The sequence below is a fragment of the Streptomyces sp. NPDC058284 genome (assembly GCF_042881135.1).
Taxonomy (GTDB): domain Bacteria; phylum Actinomycetota; class Actinomycetes; order Streptomycetales; family Streptomycetaceae; genus Streptomyces.
The window spans coordinates 219828-239633 of record NZ_JBHVYE010000010.1 but is presented as its reverse complement, the minus strand read 5'-3'; the positions used below and the strand labels follow the sequence as shown (position 1 = coordinate 239633).

Genomic DNA, 19806 nt, shown 5'->3' with positions numbered 1-19806 from the left:
AACGCCCGGTTACATTCCGAACCCGGAAGCTAAGCCTCACAGCGCCGATGGTACTGCAGGGGGGACCCTGTGGGAGAGTAGGACGCCGCCGAACTAATTTTGAATGGGAAACCCCCGCACCTTATGGTGCGGGGGTTTTCTGCGTTCCGGGTACTTCAACCGAGGCTCAGGGTGTCGAGGCTTAGGGTCGGGATATGCGCTACGAACTGGTCATCTTCGACAATGACGGCGTCCTCGTCGACAGTGAGCCGATCTCCAACACCATCCTCGCCGGGTACCTGACCGAGCTGGGGCACCCCACCACGTACGAGGACTCCCTGCGGGATTACATGGGGGCCGCCATCCATCGCGTACACGATCTGATTCTTCAGCGCACCGGGCAACGGCTGCCCGAGGATTTCGACGACGTCTTTCACGGGCGGGTGTTCGCCGCTTTCGAGCGGGAGCTGCAACCCGTGGACGGGGCGGTGGAAGTGCTGGAGAAGCTGGCCAAGGACGGGGTGGAGTACTGTCTCGCGTCCTCCGGAAGCCATGAGCGGATTCGGGTCGGGCATCGGAAGACCGGGCTCGACAAGTGGTTCGACGACGGCCGGGTGTTCAGCTCTCAGGATGTGGGGCGAGGGAAGCCGGCACCCGATCTGTTCCTGTACGCCGCCGAGCGCATGGGGGTGGCTCCGGAGCGATGTGTCGTCGTGGAGGACAGTCCGCTGGGCGTGCGGGCCGCCAACGCCGCCGGGATGGACGTCCTCGGGTTCACCGCCATGACGCCGCCGGAGCGGCTCGTAGGCGCGACTGAACTGTTCGGGGATCTGCGGGACTTGGCCGACCTGCTCGTATGACGTGGGCCGGGGGTCGGCACTGACATTTGTCACCACCAGATCCGGATGATCGTTTCTATCGGTGGGCAGGGGCCGGCGGCGAAGCTGAGGTGGTCGCGAAGGAACGCGGCGGAACCGGGACTACGCAGCCCCAACACGGAGGAACACGATCATGACTCAGCTCGCCGTCGAGGCCCCTGCCGAGAACATCACGCCGGTCGCCTCCGTCCCTGAGGTTTCCGATGTCCGCGCTGCCGTCGCCGGTGACGCCCGCAAGGCCCGTCTGGAGTCGCTGAAGCCGCTGGTCCTCGACGCGTTGGTGCCCACCGCCTCGTACTACCTGCTGAGCAAGGGGTTCGGGATGGGGACCATGGCGGCCCTGGGTTGGAGCAGCGTGCTGCCGGCCGGGCGGACCGTGTGGGGGCTGGTCAGGGAGCGGCGGGTCAACGGGCTCGCGGCGCTGATCCTCGTCGCCAACGTCGTCGGGCTGCTGCTGAGCCTGATCGCAGGCGATCCGCGGCTGTTGCTCGCCAAGGACAGCGGGATCACCGCCACCGTGGGGATCGCGGTCCTGCTGTCGGTGGTGGCCGGGCGGCCGCTGATGACCACTGGTCTGAAGCCCTGGGTGACCAAGGGGGACGCGGCGCGGACCGCGGCCTGGGAGCGGCTGAGTGCCGAGCGTGGGCGGTTCGCGCGGCTGGAGCGGATGTTCTCCGCCGGGTGGGGACTGGCACTCTTCGGAGAGGCGCTGTTGCGGGTCGTGGGGGCGTACACGCTGCCCATCGACACCATGGTGTGGCTGGGCGGGGTGATCGCTGCGGTGACGATCACGCTGACCGTCGCCGTCAGCGGTCGCCTGGTCGTCGAGCCGATGGAGAAGATGGTCTGCAAGGAAGCCGCGCGGGCGGTCGCCTAAGCGGTCACCCGGGCGGCTGCCTAAGCGGTCACCCAGGCGGCTGGCCGAGCGGTCGCCCAGGTGGTCGTGGGGCGCTGAAATTGGTCGAGGGATCCATCGTGATCCATCTACCCATGGGTAGCCCGGGGCCCTACGCTCTGCAGCCATGACCGAAGAGCTGCGGCGCGGCAGGGCCTCGCTGGCGTTCGCCTTCCTGGCGCAGGGAGCGACTTTCGCCCTGCTCGTGACGCGGATTCCGGCGATCCAGGATCGCTACGGGATATCCGACGGGCTGCTGCCCGTCTTCCTCGCGGCGGTGCCGATCCTGGCCGGGGCCGGGAGCGTGGGCACCGAGCAGCTGGTCAAGAGGGTGCCGCCGAGTGTGGTGCTGAGGTGGTCGCAGCCCGTGGTGCTGCTCGCGCTGCTCGGGGTGGGCGCGAGGGACGCGCTGTGGCAGGCGGCCGTGGCGCTCGGGGTGTTCGGGCTCGCGGTGGGCGCGCTCGACGCGTCGATGAACATGCTCGGGGTGAGTCTTCAACGGGCTTACGGGCGCAGCATCATGCTCGGGTTTCACGCCGCGTACAGCCTGGGCGGGATCGTGGGGGCCTCGCTGGCCTGGGTCGGGGCGCACTGGGATCTGTCGCTCTTCGTCTCCTATCTGCCGGTCGTGGTGGTGCTGCTGCCGACTGCGCTGGCCGGGAGCCGGTGGTACGCCGATGCGGGGGCGGAGAAGGCGAGTGCGGGGTCCGGGGCGGCGGGAGAGGGCGGGAGTGTCGTCTTCAGGGTGCTGCTGCCGCTCTGCCTGGTGATGACCTTCGCGTACATCGGGGACTCGACCGTCTCCAACTGGAGCGCCAAATACCTGCAGGACGTGCTGGGGAGTTCCGAGGAGGTCTCGACCGTTCCGTACAACGTCTACATGGTCATGACGCTGGTGGGGCGGGGGCTCGGCGATCTGGGTGTGCGGCGGTTCGGGGCCGCGGCGGTGGTGCGGGGCGGGTCCGTGGTGGCCGCGGTGGGGTTCGCGGTGGTGGCGGTGGCGCCCGGCGCGTGGGTGGGGATCGCTGGGTTCACGGTCCTTGGGCTGGGATTGTGCGTGATCGTTCCGCAGACGTTCGCCGCGGCGGGCAGGCTCTTCCCGGGGGCTTCGGACGCGGCCGTCGCGCGACTGAATATCTTCAACTATGTGGGCTTTCTGATCGGTTCACCGCTGGTGGGTGGGCTCGGGGATGCGTGGAACTATCGGGGCGCCATGGTCGTTCCACTGGTGTTGGTCCTCCTGACCTTGCTGTACGCCCGTTCCTTCGCCCCGGGAACGGACCGGTACGGTGACGGGCATGAGCGGCCGCGCACAGCTGATGTGGGACGAGGCAGTAACGGGCTATGATTTCGGCCCGGGGCACCCGATGGACCCGGTCAGGCTCGCGCTGACCCGAAGCCTGGTCGGCGCCTTCGGGCTCGACCAGGAGCTGGATGTGGTCGCGGCAAAGCGCGCCGGTGATTCGACGCTGCGGCTCGTGCACCGCGGGGATTACGTGGAAGCGGTCAAGGCCGCCTCCGCCGATCCGGACTCCGCGCGCGGGGAGTACGGGCTCGGTACGGAGGACGACCCCGCCTTCGCCGGGATGCACGATGTGTCGGCGCTGATCGCCGGGCAGTCCGTCGGCGCGGCTGAGGCGGTGTGGCGCGGGGACGCGCTGCACGCGGTGAACTTCGCGGGCGGGCTGCACCATGCGATGCCCGGGGGCGCCTCCGGGTTCTGCATCTACAACGACGCGGCGCTCGCCGTCGCGCGCCTCCTTGAGCTGGGCGCCGAGCGCGTCGCGTACGTGGATGTCGACGTGCACCACGGGGACGGGGTGCAGGCCGCCTTCTGGGAGGACCCCCGGGTCCTGACGATCTCGCTCCATGAGCATCCGCGCACGCTGTTCCCGCAGACCGGGTGGCCCGAGGAGACGGGGGCGGACGGGGTGGCCGAAGGGTCCGCCGTGAACGTCGCGCTGCCGGCCGGGACCGGGGACGCGGGGTGGGTGCGCGCCTTTCACGCCGTGGTGCCGGAGTTGCTCGCCGACTTCCGGCCACAGGTCCTCGTGACGCAGCACGGGGCCGACACGCACTTCGAGGATCCCCTCGCGCACCTCGCCGTATCGCTGGACGCGCAGCGGGCCGTGCAGGTCGCCTGTCATGAGCTGGCCCATGAGTACGCCGAGGGGCGGTGGGTCGCTCTGGGGGGTGGAGGGTACGCCGTGGTGGATGTGGTGCCGCGGTCGTGGACGCATCTGGTGGGGGTCGCGGCGGGGCGGCCCGTCGAGCCGACGGCGGTTGTTCCCGAGGCGTGGCGGCGGGAAGTGTTCGCGCGAACCCGGGAGTTGGGGCCGGGACGGATGACCGATGGGCGGTGGCCCGTGGGGTGGCGGGGGTGGGAGTCGGGGTACGACCCCGCGGATCGGCTCGACCAGGCCGTGGTTGCGGCTCGGCGGGCGGTGTTTCCCTTGCGGGGGTTGTTGGCGTAGGGGGCTTTCCCCTGTCCCGGCCCTTCGCGTAACCGGGGGCTTCGGCCCCGGCCCGGAGGGGCTGCGATTGCCCCCGGTGCCTCGCCTGTCGGCCGGGGCGGACCGTAGTCCCGTTAGCCCAACTGTTGGGGTTTTTCGGGGTTTTGTATGTTTCGGGGTGGGGGATGCGCCAGCATCGGCAGCGTGTTGAGCACCGGCGCGCTGCGTGCGCATTTGTTGGCGGCTCGGTTGGCCGGGCCCGTGGCCACTTCGCGGGAGCAGAGTCTGCGCAGTTATCGGCTCTTCGCGGCCCGGGATCCGCGGATACTGCTCGGGCTCGACCCCGAGTGGAGTTGGGGGGCCGACGATCTGCTGGGGCTGATGGCCGACAAGTGCGGGGTGTCCGCCGATCCGCGGCTCACCACGGGGGCCGATGTCATCGATCCGGAGCGGACGCTGGCCGCGCTCGACGCCTTTGCGGAGCGGCTCGCGGACGCGGCGCGACGGCGGCTTCCGGTGCTCCTCGGGACCGGTCATCCGCATCGGCTGCTCGGGTTCTACGCCGCGTTGGCGGACGCCTTGTCGGCGGCGGGGTGCACCGTCCTCACCCCCGCGCAGGGCAACAGTGTCGACATAACGACCCGGTTCGGCCTACGCACGTACAACCTTGACTACGTACAAGGAGTCGCGCTGGTGCGCGAACCCGGCGCGCGGCCCGCCGGGAGTGAGACCGGCGCACACACCCACTCACCACTGCCGGTTCGGGCGGTTCTGGACGCCGCGGCGGAGGCCGGCGGACCGCTTCCAGAGTTGGTCGTGGGGGACCACGGATGGGTCTGCGGGGCAGGTCAGCTGGGGTTCGAGGCGATCGGGCTTGCGGATACGGACGACCCCGCGCTGTTCGTCGGAGAGGCCGAGGGGCGGGTGTCCGTCGTCGTTCCGCTTGATGACGCTGTGCGGTCTGATTACTACCGACCGCTTACTCGCTATGTACTCAATCGAGCGTGTCTGTCACAGTAGGCGGCCGATGGCTGCTCCTCTTCCCCACTCGCATCATCCGCCCCTAGTCTGGGGAGTGAGCGCATAGCGACGAAGAGTCACCGGAAGGGGAAGCCGGTGCCCGTCATGTGCGGAAGGTTCAGGTGGGGTGTCATGGCTGAGAACCAGAGGCCGCTGAACGAGGTTCAGTTTCTGACCGTGGCGGAAGTCGCCTCGGTGATGCGAGTGTCCAAGATGACCGTGTACCGCTTGGTGCACAGCGGTCATCTGCCCGCCATCCGGGTCGGGAGGTCCTTCCGCGTACCGGAGCAGGCGGTTCACGAGTACCTCCGCGAGTCCTATGTGGGGGTCGAAGCAGGTTGAGCGAGGGGCCTCGCGGGCTCTCGCGGCAGGGGTCATGGCCCCTCGATTACGTCCCTCACGCGGGGGCGGGTAGGCTAGGCCGACGTAGGTCGTGTGGGCCCAGTCTGCTGCCCCGCACCGAGTGAAGAGAAGTGAGCGAGGGTAGTCGTGGGCTCTGTTATCAAGAAGCGGCGTAAGCGGATGGCCAAGAAGAAGCACCGCAAGCTGCTGAAGCGCACTCGCGTTCAGCGTCGCAACAAGAAGTAAGCGGCCGCTGCACAGCGAATTCCGAAGCCCTCCCGTCATCCGACGGGAGGGCTTCGGTGTTTTCGGCCGTCTCCGGGCCCACGGACATCACCCCGCAACGTCCACCCGATAGCGTGGTCGCAGCACAGCGGACGGTAGCGCGGTGAGGCTTTGGGGAAAGGCAGGCGCTGATCTTGGGCAAGGTCGTGCTCGTGACCGGAGTGGCCCGACAGCTGGGCGGGCGGTTCGTCCGGCGTATCCAGCGTGACCCGGACGTCGACCGGGTGGTCGCCGTCGACGCGGTCCCGCCAGAGCACCATCTCGGCGGCGCCGACTTCGTCCGGGCCGACATCCGCCAGCCCACCATCGCCCGCGTGCTCGCCGAGCACGGCGTGGACACGGTCGTCCACATGGACGTCACGGCGACCGCCCTGGGCCGGGGCGGCAGGGGCAGCCGCGGCTCGGTCAAGGAGACCAACGTCATCGGCACCATGCAGCTCCTCGGGGCCATCCAGAAGTCGCCGACGGTGCAGCGGCTCGTGGTGAAGTCGAGCACCAGTGTGTACGGCTCGGCGCCCAAGGATCCCGCGGTCTTCACGGAGAGCACCCCGCCCAAATCGCTGCCCAGCGGTGGCTTCGCCAAGGACGCCGTCGAGGTCGAGGGCTATGTGCGCGGCTTCGCGCGGCGCCGCCCGGACGTCGCGGTGTGCGTACTGCGCTTCGCCAACATCCTCGGGCCCGCCGCCGACTCCCCGCTCGCCGAGTACTTCTCGCTGCCGGTCCTGCCGACCGTGTTCGGCTACGACCCCCGCCTGCAGTTCGTCCACGAGGACGACGCGGTCGAGGTGCTGCGGCTCGGCTCGCACGAACCGGCGCGCGGCACGCTCAACAGCGGCACGTTCAACATCGCGGGCGAGGGGCAGCTGCTGCTCTCGCAGTGCTCGCGGCGGCTCGGCCGCCCCACCGTCCCGGTGTTCCTGCCGGCCGTCACCTGGGTCGGCTCGGCGCTGCGCACGCTCGGCATGACGGACTTCTCGCCCGAGCAGATCAGACTGCTCACGCACGGCAGGGTCGTGGCCATCCGGCAGATGCGCGAGACACTGGGGTTCAGGCCGAAGTACACGACGGCGGAGACCTTCGCGGACTTCGTACGCAGCCGGGGCCCCGGGCTGCTGCCGCCAAGTGCCCTCGCGGGGGCAGTCGACCGGATCGCCGCGCTGCCCCTCGCGGGCGGCCACCAGAGCGCCAACTGAGGAGAGCGTCAACGATGGCGGACGCCAAGGTCATTCCGTTCGACGACGACCGGTCGCGCGGCGGCGCACAGCGCGCGGCGCGCCGCAGGCCTGCGCCCCGGCGCCCGGGCGATCCCGTGGCCGGGGTGAAGGCGCTGCCCGGGCAGCAGGAGGGACCGCAGCCGGAAGGGCCGCGGGCCGAGGAGGCGCGGGCGACCGCCCCCGGGCCGGCCGGACGGGCCCCGGAGCCGCGCGGTGGCGGCTGGGACCGGCGCATCGCGGGCGGCCTTGCCTTTCTGCGGCGGCGGCTGACCGGCGAGTACGAGGTCGACGACTTCGGTTACGACGAGGAGCTCACCGACCAGGTCCTGATGTCGCTGCTCCGCCCGTTCTACGAGAAGTACTTCCGGGTGGAGGTGAAGGGCATCGAGAACATCCCCGCCGACGGCGGGGCGCTGATCGTCGCCAACCACTCCGGCACGCTGCCGCTGGACGGCCTGATGATGCAGGTCGCGGTGCACGACAACCACCCGCAGGGCCGGCATCTGCGGCTCCTCGCCGCCGACCTGGTCTTCATGCTGCCGGTCGTCAATGAGCTGGCCCGCAAGGCCGGGCACACCCTGGCCTGCGCCGAGGACGCCGAGCGGCTGCTCGGACGGGGTGAGCTGGTCGGTGTGATGCCGGAGGGCTTCAAGGGCATCGGCAAGCCGTTCAGCGAGCGCTACAAGCTGCAGCGGTTCGGCCGCGGCGGCTTCGTCTCGACGGCGCTGCGCACGGGCTCGCCGATCGTGCCGTGCTCGATCGTCGGGGCGGAGGAGATCTACCCGATGATCGGCAACGCGAAGACGCTGGCGCGGGTGCTCGGGATCCCGTACTTCCCGATCACGCCCACGTTCCCGTGGCTGGGGCCGCTGGGCGCGGTGCCGCTGCCGACGAAGTGGACGATCCAGTTCGGGGAGCCGATCCCGACGGACGGCTATCCGCCGGAGGCGGCGGAGGATCCGATGCTGATGTTCAACCTGACGGATCAGGTGCGGGAGCAGATCCAGCATTCGCTGTACAAGCTGCTTGTGCAGCGGCGGTCGGTGTTCTTCTAGGCCGTGTTCTTGTAGGCCGTGTTCTTGTAGGCCGTGTTCCCCCGGACCGTGTTCTTTCAGGCCGTGTTCTTTCAGACCATTCGGCCGCATGACTGATCGGGGGCGCTCTCCTCGCCAGGAGGGCGCCCCCGATCACGTACCGCCTGCGACTACTTCGCGTCCTCTCCCTTGACGCCCAGCTCCGGGAGCAGGCCGGGCAGGAGCGGGGGCAGGGTGACGTCGGGCTTGGCCGGGGACGCGTCCTGACCGGGCTTGCTCTTGCCCTTGCCCTTGCCGTCCGACGGGGTCGGGGACGTCTTCTCGGCCGGTGGGTCGAGGAGGCCGCCCGTGGTCCCGCCGAGGAGGCCGTCGTCCTTGCTGTGCGACGTGCTCGGCCTGGGCTTGCTGTCGTGGCTGGTGCCGCCGCTGTGCGAACCGCCACCGCCCGAGGGATGGGAGGGGCGCCGGTCGGAGTCGCCGGAGCCGCTGGGGCTCCGGGGCGTCCGGCCGGTCGCGCTGCCCCGCTCCGGGGGGTGGGGCAGCCTGGCGCGCAGCGGGTCGACCTCGTCGTCTATGGCGTCGAAGACGGAACTCACCTGCTGGCCCACGTCACCCAGCTGGACGGGGAGGCGGCCCTGGAGGTCGCTCCACGCCTCGCGGTGCGATCGGGAGAACGAGGACAGCGCCTGGATGGGGCCGAGGGAGCCGTCACGCTCGTAGGCCTCGAGGAGCAGGCGGCGGCCCTCGGTGGCATCGTGCCGCATGCCGGAGAGGGCGCGTCTGACCTCGCCGAGGGACTCGTGGTCGAGGGTGCCGGAGCGGCCCCGTTCCATGAGCCTGCGTGCCTCGCTGAGCCGGGTGGACGCGTGGTCGAGGTAGATCTGGCCGCGGTCGGTGTCGTCGTCGGCCAGGCCCAGTTTGAAGTCCTCCATGCCGCGTTTGAGGCCGTAGAGCGAGTCGCCGGGCAGCGCGTCGGAACTGGCGGCCGCAACTCCGCCGAACGCGCCCGCGGCGACGCCGACGGTGAGGCCGCCCGCCGCGATTCCCTTGGACAGACGGGAGCGCGGCCGCAGCTTCCGCAGGGCGCCCGCTCGGTGCGCGCCCTTGCGGGAGCGCTGCTCGGGCACCGATGGACTGTTGCCCTCGAGAAGCATGGCTTCCATCGCGGCCACGAGCTGGGCGCGCTGGACGACCTTGACCTCGGGGTCGAGGGCGGGTTTGGGCAGCGCGTCGAGACCTTCCGCCAGGGCCAGCAGGTGGCTCTGCTCGGTCGGTTCGGAACGGGCCGCGGTGGTTTCGGCGGACTCCACGGATGCGGCCGCGGGTGCGGATGTGGGCGCGGAGTCCTCGGACTGCTCGGCCGCCGGACCCTGGTCGGAATGCTCCTCCAGGGCCTGGGCGAAGGCGTTCGCCCGCCGGTGGGCCGATACGTTCGCGATCACTGGCGGCACCTCCTCTCGTCAAGACGGTCGACTCCCCAGGGGGTCCTGAGGGTTGCATGTCCTGACCATTTCCACACGATCGTGTGAGCGGAGCCGGGCAGGTAGCGACCACAGGGAGCCTGCATCCCGCACAACGAGCGTCGCGGCACTTGGGTTACGGACGAAAGATGATCGGACCGCGACAAGTCCGCAGCGGCCATCTGACCGCCACGGAAGGTGAGTTGGAGGTTACGGAGCATTACGGCGGCGGTGGTTTCCGTGGGTGGAGGGGTTGGGGGGCGGGCGGGGCTAGCGGACGTCGTCGGGCAGGAGGCGGGCGAGCGTGCGTACCGCGCGGTACTGGAGGGTTTTGATCGCGCCCTCGTTCTTGCCCATGACCCGCGCGGTCTCGGCGACGGAGAGGCCCTGGAGGAAGCGCAGGGTCACGCACTCCTGCTGCTGGGGGTTGAGGCGGCGGACGGCTTCGAGCAGCGCCGCGTTCGAGAGGGACTCCAGGACGGAGTCCTCGGGGCTGCGCTCGACCTCGTTGGCGTCGAGCATTTCACCGGTGGTCACTTCGAGGCGGAACCGGCTCGATTTGAAGTGATCCGCGACCAGGTTGCGGGCGATCGTGACCAGCCAGGCGCCGAAGTCGCGGCCCTGCCAGGTGAAGGTGCCGATGCGGCGCAGCGCGCGCAGGAAGGTCTCGCTGGTGAGGTCCTCGGCGGTCGCCTTGCCGCCCACGCGGTAGTAGATGTAGCGGTAGACCGTGTCGCTGTACTGGTCGTAGAGGCGGCCGAAGGCGTCGGACTCGCCGGCCTGGGCGCGCTCGACGAGTTCCATCATGCGGGCGCTGTCGCTGTCCGCGGCGGGACGGCGGGGGGTGGGGGCGGAGGTGGCGGCAGCGGCGCCGGAGCGGGACCGTCTGCTGACAGCCCGTCCGTCTCCCGACCGCCGCCCCTCAAGGACGGCACTGCGTGCCGGCACCTCTTCGATGCCGTTCGCCAGGGCGTAGCACGGCCCGGCGGGTGCGGGGACGGCGAGGGCGGGGACGGCGGGGACGGCGTACGCGGTGGGGACGAAGCCGCGCAAGCGGTCGATGACCGTTGCGCGCAGCGTAGCCAGGCCCGAGGCGTCAACCCCGACGTGTGGGTACACGGGACTCCCAGAGGCAGAGCTTCCATCACGTGCAGTACAGGACCGTTCACTCGTCGTAGCGACGTGCGGGGTCCCTTATGCGTCTGAGGAGAATAACGCTTCGTACAGGCAGCACTACACCCAGTTGCTAAAATCATCGATTACGTCGCTTCCGTAACCGACTGACGCCTGTTCAAGTACCGGAGAGTGACCGATTGTTGATCGAATCAGTTCACATTCCGTGTCGGGGTGAGGCGTGTTGTGGTCGAGTGCTACCGCCGTGACTGGCCGGAGCCGGGCCGGGGTAGGAGCGTCGGAATGCCGGGCCGGGCAGCGCGGGAACGCGCGTGCCCTGGCGGACGGGGTGTCAGTGACGGCGGCGGTGCAGGGCGATGGCCGCGGCGGCGCCGCCCGCGAGCGCGCCGACGCCCGCGGCGGCCGGGATGCCGACCTTCGCCGCCTTGCGGCCCGTGCGGTAGTCCCGCAGCCGCCACTCCCGCTCCCGCGCGTGCTTGCGCAGTTTGGCGTCGGGGTTGATCGCGTAGGGATGCCCGACGAGCGAAAGCATCGGGATGTCGTTGTGCGAGTCGCTGTACGCGGCGCAACGGGTGAGGTCCAGGCCCTCGGCGGCGGCCAGGGCGCGGACGGCCTCGGCCTTGGCGGGGCCGTGCAGGGGCTCGCCGACGAGCTTGCCGGTGTAGACGCCGCCGACGGACTCGGCGACGGTGCCGAGCGCGCCGGTCAGGCCGAGGCGGCGGGCGATGACCGTGGCGATCTCCACCGGGGCGGCGGTGACCAGCCAGACCTTCTGGCCCGCGTCGAGGTGGGCCTGGGCCAGGGCGCGGGTGCCCGGCCAGATGCGCTCCGCCATGTACTCGTCGTAGATCTCCTCGCCGATGGACATCAGCTCGGCGACGCGGTGGCCCTTGACGATGGAGAGGGCGCTGTCGCGGGCGTCCTGCATGTGCTCGGGGTCCTCGACCCCGGCGAGCCTGAACCACGCCTGCTGCCAGGCGAACCGGAACAGTTCCTGGCGCTCGAAGAACTTCCGCTTGTACAGGCCGCGGCCGAAGTGGAAGATCGCGGCGCCCTGCATCACGGTGTTGTCGAGGTCGAAGAAGGCGGCGGCCTTGACGTCGCCGACGACGGGGAACTCCGGTTCCTTCGGCTCCTCGCCGGCCGCGGTCCGCGCCGCCAGGCCTTCGAGCTCCTCCAGCTCCTGGGAGGACTTGCGGGCGGCCTCGGCGGAGGCCTCGCCTGCCAACACGCTCCGCGCCGTGGCGGAGCGCCTACGGGGGGTGAGCCATCCGAGAGCGGCCATGCCGTGAGCATAGCCAGTCGGTCCGGTGGTTCCGGAGTCGGGAGGATTCGGGCCTGTGAACTCTCCGCGTCCATGCCGTTAAGGGGTCCGCGCCGGTGGGGTGAGAATGGCGGCCATGAGCCCGATTTTTCGTCGTAGTGGCGGTCGTACGAAGAAGAAGCCGCAGGAGCGGCTTGTCACCCTGATCGGCAAGCCGGGGTGCCATCTGTGCGACGACGCACAGTCGGTGATCGAGAAGGTCTGCGGGGAGGTGGGCACGCCCTGGGAGAAGAAGGACATCACGCAGGACGAGGAGTTGCACCGGGCCTACTGGGAGCAGATCCCGGTGGTGCTCGTGGACGGGGAGCAGCACACCTTCTGGCGGGTGGACGAGAACCGGCTGCGGCGGGAATTGACCGGGTAGCTCCGGCACCTACTGACCGACCAGTCCAAAGGGTGCGCGATTTCGTTTACGCTTTGGGGCGGTTTTGGTCTCGGGGGCGATGATCGTGAGGAGTGTGTGCGGTTTTGCCCCCGGTAGATGAGCAACGACGCGGCCCGCGCGCCGGTTCCACGATGGTGCGCCGGGGGCGCGTGACCCCGGTCACGTTGGCCGGGCAAATCGGACACCATCTTTGTGCACGCGTTCACAAAGACATAGCCTGCATTCGACGGGGCGGTCTGGGGACGAGTGACCGCCTGCAGCCCCGCTCTACCCGCAGGAGCACCGTGGCAACTGGCCGAACTCACCGACCGGCGACCCGCAGCCGAGGGATTCCCGAGGCCACCGTCGCCAGGCTTCCGCTGTACCTCCGAGCCCTCACCGCACTGTCGGAGCGCTCGGTGCCCACGGTCTCCTCCGAGGAGCTCGCGGCCGCCGCGGGAGTCAACTCCGCGAAGCTGCGCAAGGACTTCTCGTACCTCGGCAGCTACGGAACGCGCGGCGTCGGCTACGACGTCGAGTACCTCGTCTACCAGATCTCCCGCGAACTCGGGCTGACCCAGGACTGGCCGGTCGTCATCGTCGGCATCGGCAACCTCGGCGCGGCCCTCGCCAACTACGGCGGGTTCGCCTCCCGAGGCTTCCGCGTCGCCGCGCTGATCGACGCCGACCCGGCCATGGCGGGCACGCCCGTCGCGGGCATGCCGGTGCAGCACAGCGACGACCTCGAGAAGATCATCGAGGAGAACGGCGTCTCGATCGGCGTCATCTCGACCCCGGCGGGCGCCGCCCAGCAGGTCTGCGAGCGGCTCGTCGCCGCCGGTGTGACCTCCATCCTGAACTTCGCTCCGACGGTCCTCTCCGTGCCGGACGGTGTCGACGTGCGCAAGGTCGACCTCTCCATCGAGCTGCAGATCCTCGCCTTCCACGAGCAGCGCAAGGCCGGTGAGGACGCGGCCACCGAGGGGCCCGTGCCGCCCGTCGCCGCCAAGCAGCAGCGGAAGGGACCCGACGGGGACGTACCCGCCGTGATGCCGGCATGAGTCTCCTGGTCGTGGGGCTGAGCCACCGCAGCGCCCCCGTGAGCGTCCTCGAGCGGGCCGCGCTGTCCGCCGACGCGCAGGCCAAGCTCCTGCAGGACACCCTCGCCGCCGAGCCCGCCACCGAGGCGTCCGTGCTCGCCACGTGCAACCGCATCGAGCTCTACGCCGACGTGGACAAGTTCCACGCGGGCGTCGCCGAGCTGTCCACCCTGCTCGCGCAGCACAGCGGCGTCGGCCTGGAGGAGCTCACCCCCTATCTGTACGTCCACTACGAGGACCGCGCCGTCCACCACCTCTTCTCGGTGGCCTGCGGGCTCGACTCGATGGTCGTCGGCGAGGGACAGATCCTCGGGCAGATCAAGGACGCCCTCGCGCGCTCCCAGGAGCTGCACACCGCGGGCAAGCTCCTCAACGACCTCTTCCAGCAGGCCCTGCGGGTCGGCAAGCGCGCGCACTCCGAGACCGGCATCGACCGGGCCGGGCAGTCGCTCGTGACCTTCGGCCTCGAACAGCTCGCCGGGCGCGAGCCGGTCGACGCCTGGGCGGCGGGCAAGCGCGCCGTGATCATCGGTGCCGGGTCCATGTCCTCGCTGGCCGCGGCGACGCTCGCGCGCGCCGGCATGGCGGAGATCGTGGTCGCCAACCGCACGCTGGAGCGTGCGGAGCGGCTCGCGGAGATCCTCGGCGAGTCCGCTGGTGACCGCGGCCTGCGCGCCCGCGCCGTTCCCATGGACGCCGTCGCGGAAGAACTGACACGTGCCGACGTCGCCGTCTCCTGCACCGGCGCGACCGGCCTGGTGCTGACCGCGGACGCCGTCGTCGCCGCCGTCGAGGGGCGCGTACCCGCCTCGGACGGCCGGACCGGCGAGGCGCCCCCGCAGGCCGGGAACGGCCCGGCGGACCAGGGCACCCGGACGGCCACCGTGGCCGACGAGGGCTGCCCGGTCGACCTGTCCGCGCCGCGCGGCTTCTCCGTCGCAGGTGAGGCGGCCGTCGCCGGAATGGACGCGGCGGCCCTGGAACAGCACGCGGCCTGGATGGACAACGCCCCGGCCGAGCGGCGCGAGGAGCAGGCCCCGGACCCGCGGGCCGAGGCCGAGGCGATCGCCGCGCTCGCGGCCGCCGCCCGCGTCACGGGCCGGCTCCCGGAGCGGCGCAACCCGGCGTCGTCGTCGGCCGGCGCTGCCCGCCCGGCCGTGCTCGCCCTCCTCGACCTCGCCATGCCCCGCGACATCGACGCCGCCGCGCACCGCGTCCCCGGCGTGCGGCTCGTCGACATCGAGTCGCTCGCGGAGGCCTCCGCCGACGCACCCATGGCCAACGACGTCGAGCAGGTGCGCGGCATCGTCTCCGACGAGGTCGCCGCGTTCGGCGCCGCGCAGCGGGCCGCGCACATCACGCCGACCGTGGTCGCCCTGCGCACCATGGCCGCCGATGTGGTGGCCGGTGAGATGGCGCGGCTCGAAGGACGGCTGCCCGGCCTGGAGGACAAGCAGCGCGCGGAGATCACCCAGACCGTGCGCCGCGTCGTCGACAAGCTGCTGCACGCGCCGACGGTGCGGGTCAAGCAGCTGGCGAGCGAGCCCGGCGGCGCCGGATACGCGGACGCGCTGCGCACCCTCTTCGACCTCGACCCGCAGACGGTCGCGGCGGTCAGCCGTGCTGACCACATGAACAACGAGAACGACGACCCGAATCGAGGCCGGGCATGAACGAGAAGGCCCTCAGGCTCGGGACCAGGCGCAGCAAACTGGCCATGGCCCAGTCCGGCCAGGTGGCCGCTGCCGTCACGGAACTCACGGGGCGACCCGTCGAGCTGGTGGAGATCACGACGTACGGCGACACCTCGCGCGAGCACCTCGCGCAGATCGGTGGCACCGGCGTCTTCGTCGCCGCCCTGCGCGAGGCCCTGTCCCGCGACGAGGTGGACTTCGCCGTCCACTCGCTCAAGGACCTGCCCACCGCGCAGCCCGCAGAGCTCACCCTCGCCGCGGTGCCCCCGCGCGAGGACCCGCGCGACGCGCTGATCGCACGCGACGGACGCACCTTCGCCGAGCTCCCCGACGGAGCTCGCGTCGGCACCGGCTCGCCGCGCCGCATGGCGCAGCTGAACGCCTACGCGCGCAGCCACGGCATGACCATCCAGACCGTGCCGATCCGCGGGAACGTCGACACCCGCATCGGATACGTGCACAAGGGGGAGCTCGACGCCGTCGTGCTCGCCGCCGCCGGACTCAACCGCGTCGGCAGGTCCGACGAGGTGACCGAGCTCCTGTCGGTCGACACCGTTCTGCCCGCCCCCGGCCAGGGGGCACTGGCGATCGAGTGTGCCGCGCACAACGCGTCACTCGCCGCCGCGCTCGCCGAGCTCGACGACCCGCTCACCCGGGCCGCCGTCACCGCCGAGCGGTCCCTGCTCGCCGCCCTGGAGGCCGGTTGCAGCGCACCTGTGGGTGCGCTGGCCGACGTCCTGGCCGACGGGCAGATTGTCAAGGAAATGCGCCTGCGAGGCGTCGTCGGTACGACCGACGGCTCGACGCTGGTGCAGCTGTCCACCACCGGTCCCGTGCCTGAGACGGAGACCCAAGCCATGGCGCTGGGCCGCGAACTCGCGGCCGAGATGCTCGCCAAGGGCGCGGCCGGTCTGATGGGGGAGCGAGCACTTTGAGCCCCACCTCGAACCTTCCCGGCCTTCCCGCACACGGGCACGTCACCTTTCTCGGTGCCGGACCCGGAGATCCGGGACTGCTGACCCTGCGCGCCGTCGAGGCGCTGGCCCGAGCGGATGTGCTGATCGCCGAGCCCGATGTGCTCGACGTCGTCCGCGTGCATGCCAGGGGAGGTGTGGACACACCCCGGCCGACAGCTGACGACACGTCAATGACCGCCGACGCGACGCCGTTCCGAGCTGCCGCCAATCTTGTCATGGAGGCCGCGAAGGGCGGCAGGCGGGTCGTGCGTGCGGTGAGCGGCGACCCGGGCCTCGACTCGTACGCGGCGGGCGAGATGCTCGCCTGCGCGGCCGAGGGCATCCCCTTCGAGGTCGTGCCGGGCGTCGCGGCGGCCGTCGGCGTGCCCGCGTACGCCGGTGTGCCGCTGCGCGACGCGCAGGGCGCGGACGTCCGCTTCGTCGACGCCCGTACCGCCTCCGACCGCTGCTGGAGCGAGGTCGGCGCGTCCGACGGGACCGTCGTCGTCTCGACGGCGCTCGACTCGGTGGCCGCGGCCGCCGGTGAGCTGGTGGCCGCGGGCCGCAAGCCGGACACCCCGATGACCCTGACCGTGGCCGGTACGACGACGCGCCAGCGCACCTGGACCGCGACGCTCGGCACCATCGCGCAGGTCCTCAAGCAGGCGAAGGTGCTGCCCTCGCCGGACGGGGGCCAGCCCGTCATAGCCGTGGTCGGCGAGCGTTCCTCCGCCGCGCAGCGCGACCAGCTGTCGTGGTTCGAGTCGAAGCCGCTCTTCGGGTGGCGCGTGCTCGTGCCGCGCACGAAGGAGCAGGCGGCCTCGCTCTCCGACCAGCTGCGCTCCTACGGCGCCGTGCCGCACGAGGTCCCGACCATCGCGGTGGAGCCGCCGCGCACGCCCCAGCAGATGGAGCGCGCGGTCAAGGGCCTGGTGACCGGGCGTTACGAGTGGATCGCCTTCACCTCCGTCAACGCCGTCAAGGCGGTGCGGGAGAAGTTCGAGGAGTACGGGCTCGACGCGCGTGCCTTCGCCGGGATCAAGGTCGCGGCCGTCGGTGAGCAGACCGCCAACGCGCTGATCGCCTTCGGTGTGAAGCCGGACCTGGTGCCGAGCGGTGAGCAGTCGGCCGCCGGGCTCCTGGAGGACTGGCCGCCGTACGACCCGGTCTTCGACCCGATCGACCGGGTGTTCCTGCCGCGGGCCGACATCGCCACGGAGACGCTGGTCGCCGGGCTCATCGACCTCGGGTGGGAGGTCGACGACGTGACCGCCTACCGGACGGTGCGGGCGTCGCCGCCGCCCGCGGACACGCGTGAGGCGATCAAGGGCGGCGGCTTTGACGCGGTGCTCTTCACGTCGTCCTCGACCGTGCGCAATCTCGTCGGGATCGCCGGGAAGCCGCACAACGTGACCGTGATCGCGTGTATCGGCCCCGCCACCGCGAAGACCGCGGAGGAGCACGGGCTGCGGGTGGACGTGATGGCTCCGGAGCCTTCGGTCCACAAGCTGGCGGAGGCGTTGGCGCAGTTCGGTACGGCGCGGCGTGCCGCCGCGCTGGAGGCGGGCGATCCTGTCACCCGGCCCAGCGAGCGTCGGCCGGGGTCCCGTCGGAGGCGTACGGCGCCCTGAGCGGTCCGGCACCGTTGATCACCGGCTTCGCCGAGTCCGTCCTCGAACGCCGGACGGGCTGAATTCCCCTGGTCCCGGCTGAGAACCTTCAGCCGGGACCAGAACCTTTCGTGAGGTGAGAGAGACAGTGACCAAGTACGGATCGTTCCCCGGGGCACGGCCCCGCAGGCTGCGGACCACCCCCGCCATGCGGCGCATGGTCGCCGAGACGCGGCTGCACCCGGCCGATCTGATCCTGCCCGCGTTCGTGCGCGAGGGGATCAGTGCTCCGGTGGAGATCGGGGCCATGCCCGGCGTCTTCCAGCACACCCGCGACAGCCTGAAGAAGGCCGCCGTCGACGCGCTGGAGGCCGGGGTCGCCGGGATCATGCTGTTCGGCGTGCCGGAGGAGTCGAAGAAGGACGCCGTGGGCACGCCGGGCACCGACCCGGACGGCATCCTCCAGGTGGCGCTCCGCGACGTGCGGGCCGAGGTCGGCGACGACCTCATCGTCATGTCGGACCTGTGCCTCGACGAGACGACCGATCACGGGCACTGCGGTGTCCTGGACGCCGAGGGCCGCGTCGACAACGACGCGACTCTTGAGCGGTACGCGGAGATGGCGCAGGTGCAGGCCGACGCGGGCGCCCATGTGGTGGGCCCCAGCGGCATGATGGACGGTCAGATCGGCGTCATCCGTGACGCGTTGGACCAGGTCGGCCACGAGGACGTGTCCATCCTCGCGTACACCGTGAAGTACTCCTCGGCCTTCTTCGGCCCCTTCCGCGAGGCCGTCGGCTCGTCCCTCAAGGGCGACCGCAAGACCTACCAGCAGGACCCCGCCAACACCCGGGAGTCCATGCGGGAGCTGGCGCTGGACCTCGAGGAGGGCGCCGACATGGTGATGGTGAAGCCGGCGGGCCCCTACCTCGACATCCTCGCGAGGGTCGCCGACGAGGTGGACGTGCCGGTGGCGGCGTACCAGATCAGCGGCGAGTACTCGATGATCGAGGCCGCCGCGGAGCGGGGCTGGATCGACCGGGACAAGGCGATCATGGAGTCCCTGACGGGGATCAAGCGCGCGGGCGCCAACATGATCCTGACGTACTGGGCGACCGAGGTCGCGCGACAGCTCTGAGGGGCCTGTGTCAGGACGAACCCTACCGGCCGCGGGCGGGCGCTTCGGCGCCTTGCCCGCGGCCGGGCCGGTTTGGGGGTTCAGGGGCGGGCGTCCATGACGTGCCCCTGTGCGTCGTCGGTGCCGCACGGCACCCCTTCGCCCTCACCAGCTCAGGGCGAGCTCCCGCGACGTCTGCCAGTAGGTGGTCGTGGCCGTGCTGTCCACGTACACGCCGGCCGCGGGCAGCTTGACCGCCTTCTCCCTGCCGACGCCGCCGTCCATCGCCCGGTTGGCGAACAGGACGCCGAGGCGGTGGGCGGTGTACCCGTCGCTTCCGCTGCCGTCGGCCGCCGAGGTCAGGACGCCCGCGTACGCCGACTCGCCGGGCTCCAGGGTGACCACGGCCTGCGGGACGGAGTCCCTGTTGACGGCGGTGGAGGACTGGGCGTCGTCGAAGCGGAGGTAGGGGGCGCCGTAGGCGTAGCAGGGGGTGGTGCCGGTGTTGGTGGCGGTGATCAGGAGATGGTTCGCGGGGCGGGCGACCTCGGTCACCTTCAGCTTGGTGGTGGCTCCCGAGCAGGTGACCGGATTCGCGGCCTCCGCGGTGCGCCGGTTGGCGGTGGGCTGCGACGCCGTGCTGTGGTTGGCAGCGGTCTGCGCCGTGAACGTCGCCGCACCCTCGTCGCGGGTGCCGGTGCCGTCCGCGCAGGCCGCGAGAGACAGGGTTCCAACGGTGATCGCGGCGGCGGCGAAGGCGCGGAGAGCGAGGTTGGGCCGGGTGTTCGTAACGGTACTGGTGCGGAACATGGCTGGTCCTTCGTGACGGGTGCCGTGAACGGCATGCTTGGATGACGAAAGCTTGTGCGGTACTTCGTCCCAGCCGCCACAAGCGCGGGGGAGTTGGGGACGCTGGAACGTTCGTACCGGCCCTGACCAGGGCGGAC

At 70.8% G+C, this 19806-nt stretch carries 19 protein-coding genes and 1 rRNA gene; 16 read left to right on the top strand and 4 right to left on the bottom strand.

Features of this window, described 5'->3' with window-relative positions; translation table 11 throughout:
- The 10 genes from rrf to ACFVYR_RS17115 form a co-directional block, all read left to right on the top strand.
- Positions 1–94, top strand: a 5S ribosomal RNA gene (gene rrf / locus ACFVYR_RS17160); the annotation flags it as partial.
- 100 nt (positions 95–194) lie between these two features.
- Positions 195–839, top strand: coding sequence for an HAD family hydrolase (locus tag ACFVYR_RS17155; protein WP_384260431.1), 645 nt, complete (start codon positions 195–197; stop codon positions 837–839).
- A 151-nt stretch (positions 840–990) separates the two neighbouring features.
- Positions 991–1734, top strand: coding sequence for a VC0807 family protein (locus ACFVYR_RS17150; protein WP_384260434.1), 744 nt, complete (start codon positions 991–993; stop codon positions 1732–1734).
- 145 nt (positions 1735–1879) lie between these two features.
- Positions 1880–3100: an MFS transporter gene (locus tag ACFVYR_RS17145; RefSeq protein WP_384260436.1), complete on the top strand. Its 1221-nt coding sequence runs from the start codon at positions 1880–1882 to the stop codon at positions 3098–3100.
- Positions 3051–4226: an acetoin utilization protein AcuC gene (locus tag ACFVYR_RS17140; RefSeq protein ID WP_384260439.1), complete on the top strand. Its 1176-nt coding sequence runs from the start codon at positions 3051–3053 to the stop codon at positions 4224–4226. The genes ACFVYR_RS17145 and ACFVYR_RS17140 overlap by 50 nt, the downstream gene beginning before the upstream one ends.
- Before the next feature lie 183 nt (positions 4227–4409).
- Entirely contained in the window at positions 4410–5225 is an 816-nt protein-coding gene (locus ACFVYR_RS17135) for a phosphatase (RefSeq protein ID WP_384260441.1), read from the top strand.
- Positions 5226–5357: 132 nt separating this feature from the next.
- Positions 5358–5567 (top strand): helix-turn-helix domain-containing protein, encoded by a 210-nt coding sequence (locus ACFVYR_RS17130; protein WP_062770509.1) that lies wholly within the window; start codon positions 5358–5360, stop codon positions 5565–5567.
- A 147-nt stretch (positions 5568–5714) separates the two neighbouring features.
- Positions 5715–5813 carry a 30S ribosomal protein bS22 gene (locus ACFVYR_RS17125; RefSeq protein ID WP_003948845.1) on the top strand — a complete coding sequence of 33 codons (99 nt, stop codon included), beginning with the start codon at positions 5715–5717 and terminating at the stop codon, positions 5811–5813.
- A 173-nt stretch (positions 5814–5986) separates the two neighbouring features.
- Complete coding sequence (locus ACFVYR_RS17120; RefSeq protein ID WP_384260444.1) at positions 5987–7045, top strand: NAD-dependent epimerase/dehydratase family protein; 1059 nt, start codon at positions 5987–5989, stop codon at positions 7043–7045.
- 14 nt (positions 7046–7059) lie between these two features.
- Complete coding sequence (locus ACFVYR_RS17115) at positions 7060–8121, top strand: lysophospholipid acyltransferase family protein (protein ID WP_384260447.1); 1062 nt, start codon at positions 7060–7062, stop codon at positions 8119–8121.
- 149 nt (positions 8122–8270) lie between these two features.
- Here ACFVYR_RS17115 and ACFVYR_RS17110 read toward each other — a convergent pair whose 3' ends face one another.
- From ACFVYR_RS17110 to ACFVYR_RS17100, 3 genes are all read right to left on the bottom strand, one after another.
- Positions 8271–9542: a DUF5667 domain-containing protein gene (locus ACFVYR_RS17110; RefSeq protein WP_384260450.1), complete on the bottom strand. Its 1272-nt coding sequence runs from the start codon at positions 9540–9542 to the stop codon at positions 8271–8273.
- Between the two features lie 288 nt (positions 9543–9830).
- Positions 9831–10679: an ECF subfamily RNA polymerase sigma factor, BldN family gene (locus tag ACFVYR_RS17105; protein ID WP_384260452.1), complete on the bottom strand. Its 849-nt coding sequence runs from the start codon at positions 10677–10679 to the stop codon at positions 9831–9833.
- Between the two features lie 346 nt (positions 10680–11025).
- On the bottom strand, positions 11026–11979 hold the full coding sequence (locus ACFVYR_RS17100; RefSeq protein WP_384260455.1) for an HAD family hydrolase: 954 nt from the start codon (positions 11977–11979) through the stop codon (positions 11026–11028).
- A gap of 106 nt (positions 11980–12085) precedes the next feature.
- Here ACFVYR_RS17100 and ACFVYR_RS17095 point away from each other — a divergent pair, with 106 nt between their 5' ends.
- From ACFVYR_RS17095 to hemB, 6 genes are all read left to right on the top strand, one after another.
- Entirely contained in the window at positions 12086–12382 is a 297-nt protein-coding gene (locus ACFVYR_RS17095) for a glutaredoxin family protein (protein WP_384260458.1), read from the top strand.
- Positions 12383–12687: 305 nt separating this feature from the next.
- The gene (locus tag ACFVYR_RS17090) at positions 12688–13443 is read left to right on the top strand and encodes a redox-sensing transcriptional repressor Rex (RefSeq protein ID WP_384260460.1); all 756 of its coding nucleotides are present in this window, start codon (positions 12688–12690) and stop codon (positions 13441–13443) included.
- Complete coding sequence (locus ACFVYR_RS17085; protein WP_384260463.1) at positions 13440–15155, top strand: glutamyl-tRNA reductase; 1716 nt, start codon at positions 13440–13442, stop codon at positions 15153–15155. The genes ACFVYR_RS17090 and ACFVYR_RS17085 overlap by 4 nt, the downstream gene beginning before the upstream one ends.
- Positions 15152–16111 carry a hydroxymethylbilane synthase gene (gene hemC / locus ACFVYR_RS17080; protein WP_384260465.1) on the top strand — a complete coding sequence of 320 codons (960 nt, stop codon included), beginning with the start codon at positions 15152–15154 and terminating at the stop codon, positions 16109–16111. Before ACFVYR_RS17085 ends, hemC begins: the two co-directional genes overlap by 4 nt.
- Entirely contained in the window at positions 16108–17763 is a 1656-nt protein-coding gene (locus ACFVYR_RS17075; RefSeq protein ID WP_384260468.1) for a uroporphyrinogen-III synthase, read from the top strand. The genes hemC and ACFVYR_RS17075 overlap by 4 nt, the downstream gene beginning before the upstream one ends.
- 127 nt (positions 17764–17890) lie before the next feature.
- Positions 17891–18880 carry a porphobilinogen synthase gene (gene hemB, locus ACFVYR_RS17070; protein WP_384260470.1) on the top strand — a complete coding sequence of 330 codons (990 nt, stop codon included), beginning with the start codon at positions 17891–17893 and terminating at the stop codon, positions 18878–18880.
- Positions 18881–19024: 144 nt separating this feature from the next.
- On the opposite strand, the gene ACFVYR_RS17065 is transcribed toward hemB, so the two are convergent.
- The gene (locus ACFVYR_RS17065) at positions 19025–19669 is read right to left on the bottom strand and encodes a DUF4232 domain-containing protein (protein ID WP_384260473.1); all 645 of its coding nucleotides are present in this window, start codon (positions 19667–19669) and stop codon (positions 19025–19027) included.
- Positions 19670–19806: the final 137 nt, after the last annotated feature.

Coding starts and splice junctions, on each gene's coding strand:
- ACFVYR_RS17155 (WP_384260431.1), top strand. CDS start 195: ATGCGCTACGAACTGGTCATCTTCGACAATGACGGCGTCCTCGTCGAC.
- ACFVYR_RS17150 (WP_384260434.1), top strand. CDS start 991: ATGACTCAGCTCGCCGTCGAGGCCCCTGCCGAGAACATCACGCCGGTC.
- ACFVYR_RS17145 (WP_384260436.1), top strand. CDS start 1,880: ATGACCGAAGAGCTGCGGCGCGGCAGGGCCTCGCTGGCGTTCGCCTTC.
- ACFVYR_RS17140 (WP_384260439.1), top strand. CDS start 3,051: ATGAGCGGCCGCGCACAGCTGATGTGGGACGAGGCAGTAACGGGCTAT.
- ACFVYR_RS17130 (WP_062770509.1), top strand. CDS start 5,358: ATGGCTGAGAACCAGAGGCCGCTGAACGAGGTTCAGTTTCTGACCGTG.
- ACFVYR_RS17115 (WP_384260447.1), top strand. CDS start 7,060: ATGGCGGACGCCAAGGTCATTCCGTTCGACGACGACCGGTCGCGCGGC.
- ACFVYR_RS17100 (WP_384260455.1), bottom strand. CDS start 11,979: ATGGCCGCTCTCGGATGGCTCACCCCCCGTAGGCGCTCCGCCACGGCG.
- ACFVYR_RS17095 (WP_384260458.1), top strand. CDS start 12,086: ATGGCGGCCATGAGCCCGATTTTTCGTCGTAGTGGCGGTCGTACGAAG.
- ACFVYR_RS17085 (WP_384260463.1), top strand. CDS start 13,440: ATGAGTCTCCTGGTCGTGGGGCTGAGCCACCGCAGCGCCCCCGTGAGC.
- hemC (WP_384260465.1), top strand. CDS start 15,152: ATGAACGAGAAGGCCCTCAGGCTCGGGACCAGGCGCAGCAAACTGGCC.
- ACFVYR_RS17065 (WP_384260473.1), bottom strand. CDS start 19,669: ATGTTCCGCACCAGTACCGTTACGAACACCCGGCCCAACCTCGCTCTC.